12 protein-coding genes are annotated in these 9787 nt (G+C 71.0%); 4 read left to right on the top strand and 8 right to left on the bottom strand.

From position 1 onward, the window contains the following. Positions 1 to 686: 686 nt before the first annotated feature. From NRP21_RS00860 to NRP21_RS00835, 6 genes are all read right to left on the bottom strand, one after another. On the bottom strand, positions 687 to 923 hold the full coding sequence (locus tag NRP21_RS00860; RefSeq protein WP_257714279.1) for a hypothetical protein: 237 nt from the start codon (positions 921 to 923) through the stop codon (positions 687 to 689). Continuing rightward, positions 920 to 1264, bottom strand: a complete 345-nt coding sequence (locus NRP21_RS00855; RefSeq protein WP_257714278.1) for a hypothetical protein — start codon at positions 1262 to 1264, stop codon at positions 920 to 922. Before NRP21_RS00855 ends, NRP21_RS00860 begins: the two co-directional genes overlap by 4 nt. Next, a complete protein-coding gene (locus NRP21_RS00850) occupies positions 1261 to 1572 on the bottom strand; it encodes a hypothetical protein (protein ID WP_257714277.1) in 312 nt (103 codons plus the stop codon). Before NRP21_RS00850 ends, NRP21_RS00855 begins: the two co-directional genes overlap by 4 nt. Continuing rightward, positions 1569 to 1901 (bottom strand): hypothetical protein, encoded by a 333-nt coding sequence (locus tag NRP21_RS00845; protein WP_257714276.1) that lies wholly within the window; start codon positions 1899 to 1901, stop codon positions 1569 to 1571. The genes NRP21_RS00850 and NRP21_RS00845 overlap by 4 nt, the downstream gene beginning before the upstream one ends. A 153-nt stretch (positions 1902 to 2054) precedes the next feature. After that, entirely contained in the window at positions 2055 to 2576 is a 522-nt protein-coding gene (locus NRP21_RS00840; protein ID WP_257714275.1) for a SixA phosphatase family protein, read from the bottom strand. 82 nt (positions 2577 to 2658) lie between these two features. After that, on the bottom strand, positions 2659 to 3345 hold the full coding sequence (locus NRP21_RS00835; protein WP_257714274.1) for a DUF3833 domain-containing protein: 687 nt from the start codon (positions 3343 to 3345) through the stop codon (positions 2659 to 2661). Between the two features lie 259 nt (positions 3346 to 3604). Here NRP21_RS00835 and NRP21_RS00830 point away from each other — a divergent pair, with 259 nt between their 5' ends. Next, positions 3605 to 4090 (top strand): DUF3429 domain-containing protein, encoded by a 486-nt coding sequence (locus NRP21_RS00830; RefSeq protein ID WP_257714273.1) that lies wholly within the window; start codon positions 3605 to 3607, stop codon positions 4088 to 4090. A gap of 66 nt (positions 4091 to 4156) precedes the next feature. Further along, positions 4157 to 5629: an amidase gene (locus NRP21_RS00825; RefSeq protein ID WP_257714272.1), complete on the top strand. Its 1473-nt coding sequence runs from the start codon at positions 4157 to 4159 to the stop codon at positions 5627 to 5629. Here the strand turns inward: NRP21_RS00825 and NRP21_RS00820 are convergent, their stop codons facing one another. Both NRP21_RS00820 and NRP21_RS00815 read right to left on the bottom strand, forming a co-directional pair. After that, on the bottom strand, positions 5630 to 7066 hold the full coding sequence (locus tag NRP21_RS00820) for a M20 family metallopeptidase (protein ID WP_257714271.1): 1437 nt from the start codon (positions 7064 to 7066) through the stop codon (positions 5630 to 5632). Between the two features lie 28 nt (positions 7067 to 7094). After that, a complete protein-coding gene (locus NRP21_RS00815; protein ID WP_257714270.1) occupies positions 7095 to 8096 on the bottom strand; it encodes an NADP-dependent oxidoreductase in 1002 nt (333 codons plus the stop codon). 120 nt (positions 8097 to 8216) lie between these two features. Here NRP21_RS00815 and mobB point away from each other — a divergent pair, with 120 nt between their 5' ends. Beyond that, a complete protein-coding gene (mobB, locus tag NRP21_RS00810; RefSeq protein ID WP_257714269.1) occupies positions 8217 to 8726 on the top strand; it encodes a molybdopterin-guanine dinucleotide biosynthesis protein B in 510 nt (169 codons plus the stop codon). A 61-nt stretch (positions 8727 to 8787) separates the two neighbouring features. Further along, the gene (locus NRP21_RS00805; protein WP_257714268.1) at positions 8788 to 9768 is read left to right on the top strand and encodes an aldo/keto reductase; all 981 of its coding nucleotides are present in this window, start codon (positions 8788 to 8790) and stop codon (positions 9766 to 9768) included. Positions 9769 to 9787 lie beyond the last annotated feature (19 nt).

The following is a 9787-nucleotide window of genomic DNA, read 5'->3' as shown; positions in this document are numbered from 1 at the left end:
AGGCTGGCGCGGCTGAGGGCTCGTGGCTAGCGTCGGCTGCATGCGCCGATACACCCCCCTTTGCGCCTTGGCGGTCGCGGCATGCGTCCAAGCTCCCCCGCCGATGCTTCTCATCAGCTCAAAGCCCCCTCGCGTAGAAGCCAGCAGGGCTCCGGCATCGAGAAGTCAACCGCCGCGCCGAGCCATCCAGCGCGCACCCGAAGCCCGCCCCGTGTTCCCGCAGTTCCTGCCGGCACTTGGCTGCGAACAAGCTGGTGGGACTATGTCGGAGCGACAGTTGTGCATGGATGGGGAAGAGAAGGCCTACGACAGCTTGCGTGCTAGGTGGAATACACTGCCCGCCAACCAGCAACGGCTCTGCATCAACGCCGTCCCGTACCCAGGTTCCTACGTTATCTTGCGGGACTGTATCCAGGGCGCTTAGCACACCGCCCTTTCGGTATCCTGCCGGAGGTCGCCGCTAACTCGCGGCAGAGCTGTTCATCGCGCACCCGGGCGTGAGAACCTTCTGGTGTGAGCAGGGGCGGTTTCGCGGCCACTGACCGAGGTCGAGTTCATCCCGGATCACGGCGGCCGGGCGGGGTGGACCTGCGCCCAATCCGGCACCCGGCCGAGCACCCGCCGAGCCACCACGACGTGGCCAGCCTCGTGGACGCAGCTGCTGCAGTAATGGTCGGTGGCCAGGGTCAATCCAAGTCAGGCCGGCTCTGCCCGAACGGGCTTAGCCCTCTGGGTTCCGGCACCTTCTTCAGCACGACGTAGAGGCTACGGGCCAGGTGGGCGACAATCCACCCAGCCATGTAGTCGGGGTCGTCCCGCAGTCCCCTCGTGTGCGCCTTGCCTCGCTCGTTGAAGCGGAGGGCGTAGGCGATCGAGGATGTTAGGTCCTCGGGGTCGGCCGGGTGCAGGGGATCCCCGCTCAAGGCCGGCTCTCCATCCACCCGGGCAGGGCCCCGATGTCGGTGTTCTGCCACCGGAGCCGGCGGCGCCACCGATGGCGCCCGTCCTGGGGGCGGCGGTGCTGCCTCAGCGCCCATTCCTCCGCCGGCTTCAGCAGCCAGTCCAGCCGGTCCTGCGAGAGATCGCGGATGATGAGTTCGACCGTCTCGCGCGGGACGGCGGCCACGCCGCCAGTATCCAGGAAGGCCTCCACTCCGGCTTGGATCCGCCCGGCCTCGTCGGCGCCGCGGCCGCCCGCCTCTCGATAGGCCAGCCCCACCGCCTCGCACAGGGCGGCGGACCAGCGGGAAGGCCATCGGATCATGCCGCGAGGCGTAGCTGCACAGAGGACCGGGCGCCTCCTCCGGCCTGCTGTTCCAGCCAATCGGTAGCGGCAGCCCATAGCCACCCCGGCATCTCGGCCGCGATAGCCTCGACCATTGCCGGCACGTCGGCCACCGCGCTGGCCCGGCTGCCGCCTGCAACGACGTACGCCTCTATCGAGAGACGCAGGCAGGTCGGTCGGTCCAGACCCTCGCCCACACCCTGCCGATAGGCCGCTCCCACCGCGCGCAGCCGCTTGACCGGAAAGCCAGTCAGGGAGGGGAATGTTGGGAAGCGCTCCACGATCAAGCCTCCACCATCTCAAGGGCGCGGCCGAACGCCTGGCTGATCTCACGCAGGCAGACCACGGCGTTCTCGGCCTTGCGCCGCTCTGCCCTCTGGCCGCTCTCCACCTCGTCCACCGCTTCCGCCGCCTGCTCGGACGCCTCGGCGAAGCCATCGCGCAGCTCCTCCAGCCAGGTCTGGACCTGCTCGGGGTCGCCCTCGCGGCGCAGGCTGGAGACGATAATCTCCACCTCCAACACGCAGCGCGCCGGCGTCGGCTCCTTCTGCATGAGGCGGGTAATGCGGGTCGCGACCTCCTGTTGGACGGAGGGGCGGGCAGGGGACTTGGCCATAGGTGATCCTCGGTTGTGGGCCGGGGTGGGATCGCCGGGGGAGCGTGGCCAGAAGCTACGGGAAGTTCTGCTTTTGTTCGAGTGGAAAATTCCCGGGTAGATAACCGGGTACGCTGGGCCGGACGGTGCGTAAAAAGCCCGGCCCGCTCGGATTTAGCCCGCCATCTCCGGCAGGTCCTTCGGTTGCAGGAAGCGCACGAGCTTGGCGCCTTGCGGGGCGAGCGATCCCCACGGGCCCTCAACGGCGAATTCCGTGAGCGACGCTGTGGGGTAGGCCTCGGCCAGCGCCCGCCCGGGCGCGCCCGAATCGGGCGGTGCCAGATTCAGCGCGAGGTCGTGCAGGCCGGGGTTGTGCGCAATCAGCAGCACGCTCCGGACCTCGTCCGGCACCTCGCGGATGGCGTCCAGCAGCCGGGTCCAGGGGGCGAGGTAGAGGTCGTCCGTCGGCTCTACCCGCGGCGATCCCTCCAGCGCCCCGAGGCCCTCCAGCGTCTGGAGCGTGCGCCGGGAGGAGGAGACGAGGACCAGCTCCGGCCGCAGGCCCAGGGAGCGCATGGCCCCCGCCATGGCCGCGGCGGCCCGCCGGCCACGGGCGTTCAGGGGGCGGGCATGGTCCGAGAGGGCCGGATCGTCCCAGGCCGACTTGGCGTGACGCAGCAACAGCAACTGACCCATGGCAGACACCCTGCCACAGCCGCCGCCACTTGTCGCGGGTGCCCCCCAACAAGCTTCGGTACGTCACCCCCGCGTAAGGAGCTCAGCGCCGGGGTGGCGCGTTCATCAGCCGCCCGGGGTCGCGCCCGCCCGTGCCCGTGGGCACGCCGCGCGGCGGCACCGGCTCCTCGCGCGCCGCGGCGCCGGCGAAGACGGAGCCCTCCGTCACGCCCACGCTGACGCGCTGGAAGGCCACCTGCGCCGTGCCGACCTGGATCCCGTGCCAGGTCACGGCGGCGCGGGAGAGGGCCATGTCGTCGGCCATCCGCACGAACCACTGGTCGAAGCCCAGCCGCCGGCGGTCGCCGGAGAGGGTCAGCATGTCCAGCTCGTGCTCCAGGTGGAAGGCGTTGCCCACCGTGCGCCCGCGCACCGGCCCCGTCGCGTCCGTCGCCTCGCCCACCCAGGCATTGCCGGAGGAGTCGGACGGGTCCCGCCGCAGCTTCCAGAAGCGCCGGTCCTCGAAGCTGTCCTCGTAGTGGAAGATCTCGTCGAAGGTCAGGGTGGTGCCGTCCCAGGCGCCGACCGTCGTTGCCCGAAACCAGCGCTCGATCGCGCCCAGCCGCGTGGTGAAAACGCCGTAGCTCTTGATCTTGCCGGCGAAGAACTCTTCGGGCCGGAAGGGCGGGCCCTTGCCCTCGAAGGTTTCGGGTGAGGTGCCGCAGCCCGCGAGGGCTCCGGCCGCGCCGAGCGCGGGAAGGGCAAGGAGGAGCGAGCGGCGGGAGGTCATATCGGGGGGGAACATCCCAGAGGAGGCCCTGCCTGCCCAGGGGCGCTGGGGCCACAGCGCCGTCCATTCACTTCTGTGGCCGCCGCACTCCGTTCAGGCGCCTGACCCCGGCGGCGCCGCAACCAACCGGCCGCGCGCGAGTGTGGCGGGGCAGGGATCGCCGTGGTTGCCGAAAGCCCGGGCTGGCCCCGGTGAGGGTCGCCGCCCGAAGGGCGAAACGGCCCTGCCGTCGCGCCGGGCGCCGCGCCGTTACCCCGCCATGGACTCGATGCCGAACCCCTCCCTCGCCGGAACCGAGGATGCGAGCGAGCACGCGCCGATCCTCAGCCTCGTGCTTGCCTACGGGGCCATGGTTCCCCTCCTGGCGGGGGCGCTGGCGTCCTGGGTGCTGCCGGCGCCCTGGGATGCGGCGGCGCTGCGGGCGACCCTCGCCTGGGCCGGCGCGCTGCTCTGCTTTTTCTCGGGCGTCCGGCGCGGCCTGAGCTTTCGCCAGCCCGGCGGTGCCACCCTGATGCAGGTTCTCGGCACGCTCCTCTTCTTCGGCCTGGGCGCGGCGTCGCTGCTCTCGCCCTGGCCGCTGGCGGCCGCGATCTTGGTCCTGGCCGGGTACGCGATCATGCTCGTGCTCGATCCTATTGCGGCACGGCGCGGCGAGGCGCCCCGGTACTTCGCGCGGCTTCGCCCCGTGCAGCTCCTGCTGCCGCTGGCGGGCGTCGCCGCGCTCCTGCCGAAGCTCCTGGGCTGATCCGGGCGCCCTTGACCGGCCACCCCCCTGATCTAGCCTCCACCCGCACCATGGGCGGAGGGCGGCATGACGCTGGCGATGAGCTGGGACGAGTGGGCGCGCCACGACGCAACAGCCCTTGCGGGCCTCGTCCGCGCGGGCGAGGTGACGCCCGCCGAACTTGCCGCCCAGGCCGCTGCCGGCATCGCCAAGGTGAATCCCGCACTCTCCGCCGTGGTGGAGGTCTTCGAGGACGCGGTCGCGGACCCGCGCGCCAACGGGACGAACACGGCGGGCTGCTTCGCCGGCGTGCCCTACCTGATGAAGGACCTGGGCCCGACGCTGGAAGGGCGGCTGCAGGAAATGGGTTCCCTCCTCATGCGGGGAAACCGCGCGCCGGCGGACAGCTTCCTGGCCGGGAAGATCCGTGCCGCCGGGCTGAACATCATCGGGCGCAGCACCACGCCGGAGTTCGGCTGCTGCTCCTCGGCCGAGAATCCGGCCGTCTATGTCACGCGGAATCCCTGGGACACGGGCTACACCACCAACGGTTCTTCAGCCGGTACGGCCGCCGCCGTCTCGGCCGGCGTGCTGCCGATCTCCCACGCGACCGATGGCGGCGGGTCCATCCGCATTCCCGCAGGGGCCACGGGGAATATCGGCCTGAAGCCGTCGCGCGGCGTCTTCTCCATCGCGCCCTACGCCTCGGACCTGACGGGGCTCGTCTCCATCCAGGGCTGCCACACCCGCACCGTGCGTGACACCGCCGGCTTCGTGGATGCCTGCCGCGGCGGCGCGCCGGGCGAGTTCATGCCGTACTGGACGGCGCCCGAGCCCTATGCGGAGCTGATCCGCCGCGACCCGCCGCGGCTCCGCATCGCCCTTTCCCATGAGTGGGGCGATTACCGCGCCGTGCCGCATTTCGTGGCGGAGCTGGAGCGGGTTGGGCGGCTGCTGGAATCCCTCGGCCACCACGTGGCATGGGCGCGGCCGGACGTGGATTTCCGCGCGGCCTTCGCGGCGCAGACCACCTGCTACATCAGCAACTTCGCGCAGACCGTGAACAACCTCATCGGCGCGCTCGGGCTGGAGCGGCCGCCCGCCGATCTCGTGGAGCCGGTTAACATCCGCATCTGGGAGGCCGGGCTGAACACCTCCTACACGGAGCGCGCGCGGATGCAGGCGGTGTTCAACGCCACCTCCCGCGCCTTCGGTGCCTTCCTCGAAGAGTGGGACATCATGCTCACGCCGATCACGGCCCTGCCCACGCCGGTGATCGGCACCACCGAGTACCTGACGATCAGCGAAAACCCGGATGTCCACGACTGGTTCGCCAACCTCTGGCGCAACTTCGCCTACACGCCGCTCTCAAACCTCTGCGGCATCCCCGCCATCTCCCTGCCCCTCGGCTGGCAGGAGAGCGGGCTGCCGCTGGGCATCCAGGCGCAGACGCGGCAGGCAGGGGACGGGCTGCTGCTGCAGCTTGCCGCGCAGGTGGAGCGCGCGATCGGCGGCGCGTGGAATGATGGCCGCCGGCCGGGCGTGCATGTGGCGGCCTGATCAGGCCTTCCGGCGAAGCGGCGGAGCCAGCACCTCCGCCGGGATCGGGCTGGCATAGGCCTTCCCGCTGCGCCGCTGCGCCAGCTCCGCCTTCGCGCGCGCCAGGAGTTCCGGGTCGCGGAAGCCATCCAGCGCGGTGGCGGCCATGACCTTCGCCGCCTGCACCATGCCCTTGTGCGCGTGGGCGGACTGCCCCTGCGCCACCGCCTGCCAGGTGTGGAAGGGCGTACCCACCGCCCAGCAGGCGCCCCAGGCCTGCACCGTCGGCACGATCTGGGAGACGTCGCCCACATCGGTCGAGCCGGCCTGGATGAGGGGAGTGCCATCGAAGGGCAGCACGCCGTCGTGCAGCTCCGCCTCACCCAGCGACGGATCGGCGCCGAAGCTTGCCACCTCGGAGGCGATGTCCTCCGCACTCAGGGAACGCCGGATCTCCGCGGCGAAGCGGTGGTCCGCCTCGTCGTAGTCCGGCGCGCCGAGGGACTGGAAGTTCCCGTGTAGCACCGTCTCCAGCGTGCGGTTCTGCGCCACCTCGGAGCAGGCCTTGTCGATCTCGAAGGACCACTTCGTCCCCGTCATGATCGCGGCGCCCTCCGCGCAGGCCTTCACCCGCTCGAACAGCGCGGCCGCCTCCGTCACCTTCGGCGCGCGGATGAGGTAAAGAACTTCCGCCTCGGCCTGCACCACGTTGGGCGAGACGCCGCCGGAGTTGGTGACGGCGTAGTGGACCCGCGCCTCCTGCGGCATGTGCTCCCGCAGGTAGTTCACGCCCACGTTCATCAGTTCCACCGCGTCCAGCGCGGAGCGCCCGAGATGCGGGGAGCCCGCCGCGTGCGCCGCCTTGCCCTTGAAGCGGAAATAGACCTGGTAGTTCGCTAGGTTGCGGATGGACATCACCGCGTTGAAGGCGCCGGGGTGCCAGGTGATGGCGGCGTCCAGGTCGTCGAACACGCCTTCCCGCGCCATGAAGGTCTTGCCCGATCCGCCCTCCTCGCCGGGGCAGCCGTAGTAGCGAACGCGGCCCTTCATCCCCGCCTCGCGCAGCGCGTCTCGGGCCGAGACGGCGGCAAGCATCGCGCCGGCGCCGAGGAGGTTGTGCCCGCAGCCGTGGCCGTTGCCGCCGGCGACGAGCGGGCGGGGCTCCGCGATGCCCGCCTCCTGCGAGAGCCCGGCCAGCGCGTCGAACTCGCCGAGGAAGCCGATCACCGGGCCGTCCTCGCCGCTCTCGGCCAGGAAGGCGGTGGGGATGCCGGCGACGTTGCGCGTCACGCGGAACCCCTCCGCCTCCAGCCGGGCGATCTGCGCCTCCACGGAGCGCGTCTCCGCGAAGCGCAGCTCCGGCGTCTCCCAGATCCGGTCGGACAGCTCGGTGAAGGCGGGCGCCTTCGCTTCCACGGCGTTAGAAAGGCGGTCGAGCGCGATGGGGTCGTTCTTCATGACCCCACCCTTACGCCCGCCGGGCCCCTCAGCCCAGATCGATGATGAGCTTGCCGAAGTTCCTGCCCGCGAGCAGGCCCATGAAGGCCTCGGGGGCATTCTCCAGGCCCTTCACCACGTCCTCGCGGTACTTCAGCGATCCGTCCTTGACCCAGCGCGAGCCGATCCGCCGCCATTCCGCGAAGGCACGGGGATGGTCGCTGACGATGAAGCCGCGCAGCGTCAGCTTCTTGCGGTTGATCTGGCCGAGGTTCGGGCCGGGCTGCGGCTCCGCATCCTCGTACTCGGCAATGGAGCCGCAGAAGGCCATGCGGCCGAACTCGTTCATCAGCGGCCAGGCGGCCTTCTGCACGGCGCCGCCCACATTCTCGAAATAGCCGTCGATGCCGTCCGGGCAGGCCTTCGCCAGCAGGTCGGGGAAGTCGGGCGCCTTGTGGTCCACGCAGGCGTCGAAGCCCAGCTCATCGGTCACGAAGGCACATTTCTCCGGCCCGCCGGCGATGCCGACCACCCGCGCGCCCATCCGCTTCGCGATCTGCCCGGCCACCCCGCCCACGGCGCCGGAGGCGGCGGTGACGACATAGGTCTCGCCGGGTTTCGGGGGCGACATCTCCGTCACCCCCACCCAGGCGGTGGTGCCGGGCATGCCGAGCACGCCGAGCGCGGTGGTCAGTGGGGCTGAATCGGGGTTCAGCTTCCGCAGCCCGGCCACGGGCACGCAGCAGAAGCGTTGCCAGCCATAGCCGCCCAGCACGGTATCGCCGGGCCTGAAGGTGCCGGTCGGGTCTTCCACCACCTCCGCCACGGTCTGCCCGACCATGACCTCGCCGATGCCCACCGGGGCGGCGTAGGACTTCCGGGCGCTCATCCGCCCGCGCATGTAGGGATCGAGGGAGAGATAGTGGTTCCGCAGTAGCGCCTCGCCGGGGCGGGGGGAGGGGAGGGCCTCTTCCCTCACCTCGAAGTGCTCGTGTCCCACCTTCCCCTCGGGGCGGGCGCGAAGAAGGACGCGGAGGTTGGTCTCGGCCATCGGGCGGTCTCCTGTTCGCCGCCAGAGTTGGGCCGCGCCCCCGTCCGCACAACCCGCCACCCCCTGGCGCACCCGACCCGCCCGCTCTACAGCCCGCCGCATGAGCGCGCCTGAACCGACATGCGGGTGATCGGACTTGCCGGATGGAGCGGGGCCGGCAAGACCACCCTGCTCGCCGCCCTGATCCCCTGGCTGAAGGGCAGGGGCCTCTCCGTCTCCACGATCAAGCACGCCCACCACGCCTTCGACGTCGATAAGCCCGGCAAGGACAGCCACACCCACCGCCAGGCCGGCGCATCCCAGGTGCTGGTCGCTTCCGCCAACCGCTGGGCTCTGATGACGGAGCTGCGCGGCGCGCCGGAGCCGGGGCTGACCGAGCTGCTCGCCCATCTGGACCCGGTGGATCTGGTGATCGTGGAGGGCTTCAAGCGCGACCCGGTCCCGAAAATCGAGATCCATCGCGCCGCCAATGCCAAGCCCTGGCTGCACCTGGATGACCCGGCGATCCGCGCCGTGGCCGCGGATATCCCGCCCCCGGGCGGGCTGCCGCATGCTGCGCTGGACGACATCCCCGCCGTGGGCCGCCTGATTCTGGAACACGCTGCCGAGTGGCCTTTCCCAGCCGCGTGAGGCCCCTGGAATGCGGGCCTCCGCCGCGCACCTATCGGGGGAACGGTCTGAAAGGCCCCCGATGACCCAGCACTACGCCCCGCCCGGCCCGATCGGCTTCGGCGGCGCTCCTCTCGGCAACATGTTCGAGATCGTCTCCGACGCCGACGCCCGCGCGACGCTCGAGGCCGCCTGGGACGCCGGCATCCGCTACTTCGACACCGCGCCCGAGTACGGCCCCGGCATTTCCGAGCACCGCTTCGGCGAGGTGCTTCGGAACAAGACACGCGACGACTACGTCCTTTCCACCAAGGTCGGCCGCCTGCTGCGGGCGGACGCGACGAAGGGCGGGAAGCACGGCCCCTTCGTCGCCGGCCTGCCCTTCCGCGTGGACTACGACTACACCGCCGACGGCGTGCGCCGCTCCATCGAGGACAGCCTGCAACGGCTGGGGCTGGCGCGCATCGACGTGGCCTACATCCACGACTGCGCGGAGGACGCGCATGGGGACCGCTGGCTGGAGGTGTTCGACACGGCCATGAAGGGCGCGGCCGTGGCGCTGACGCGGCTGCGGGAGGAGGGCGTGATCCGCGCCTGGGGCCTGGGCGTGAACCGGGTGGAGCCCTGCGTCCTGGCGCTGGAGCGCGCGGATCCCGATGTGTTCCTCCTTGCCGGACGCTACTCCCTGCTGAACCAGCCGGCGCTGGAGACGCTCTTCCCGCGCTGCGAGGAGCGGGGCGTGCATGTCGTCGTCGGCGGGCCCTACAATTCCGGCCTCATCGCCGGCGGCAGCACCTTTGAGTACCAGCAGGCCTCCTCCGACAAGGTGCAGGCTCGGGACCGACTGGCCGAGATCGCCGCGCGCCACGGCGTCGACCTGCGCGCGGCAGCGCTGCAGTTCTGTGCGGCGCATCCCGTGGTGGCCTCCGTCATTCCCGGGACGAAGAAGCCGGAGCGCGTGCGCGAGAACCTGGCGCTGATGCGCCGGCCCATCCCCGGCGACTTCTGGGCCGAGCTGAAGCGCGAGAAGGTGCTGCCGGAGAACGCGCCGACGCCCGCGTGACCCGTATCGGCCCGGGAGC

The organism is Roseomonas populi (genome assembly GCF_024594815.1).
GTDB classification, from domain to species: Bacteria; Pseudomonadota; Alphaproteobacteria; order Acetobacterales; family Acetobacteraceae; genus Roseomonas; species Roseomonas populi.
The sequence above is the reverse complement of the archived record's forward strand: the minus strand, read 5'-3'. Positions and strand labels throughout refer to the sequence as shown.

Excerpts from the sequence above, each read along its gene's own strand:
- NRP21_RS00830 (WP_257714273.1), top strand. The coding sequence starts at position 3,605 with ATGGACTCGATGCCGAACCCCTCCCTCGCCGGAACCGAGGATGCGAGC.
- NRP21_RS00805 (WP_257714268.1), top strand. The coding sequence starts at position 8,788 with ATGACCCAGCACTACGCCCCGCCCGGCCCGATCGGCTTCGGCGGCGCT.
- NRP21_RS00845 (WP_257714276.1), bottom strand. The coding sequence starts at position 1,901 with ATGGCCAAGTCCCCTGCCCGCCCCTCCGTCCAACAGGAGGTCGCGACC.
- NRP21_RS00820 (WP_257714271.1), bottom strand. The coding sequence starts at position 7,066 with ATGAAGAACGACCCCATCGCGCTCGACCGCCTTTCTAACGCCGTGGAA.
- NRP21_RS00825 (WP_257714272.1), top strand. The coding sequence starts at position 4,157 with ATGACGCTGGCGATGAGCTGGGACGAGTGGGCGCGCCACGACGCAACA.
- NRP21_RS00855 (WP_257714278.1), bottom strand. The coding sequence starts at position 1,264 with ATGATCCGATGGCCTTCCCGCTGGTCCGCCGCCCTGTGCGAGGCGGTG.
- NRP21_RS00835 (WP_257714274.1), bottom strand. The coding sequence starts at position 3,345 with ATGACCTCCCGCCGCTCGCTCCTCCTTGCCCTTCCCGCGCTCGGCGCG.
- NRP21_RS00815 (WP_257714270.1), bottom strand. The coding sequence starts at position 8,096 with ATGGCCGAGACCAACCTCCGCGTCCTTCTTCGCGCCCGCCCCGAGGGG.
- NRP21_RS00840 (WP_257714275.1), bottom strand. The coding sequence starts at position 2,576 with ATGGGTCAGTTGCTGTTGCTGCGTCACGCCAAGTCGGCCTGGGACGAT.
- mobB (WP_257714269.1), top strand. The coding sequence starts at position 8,217 with ATGCGGGTGATCGGACTTGCCGGATGGAGCGGGGCCGGCAAGACCACC.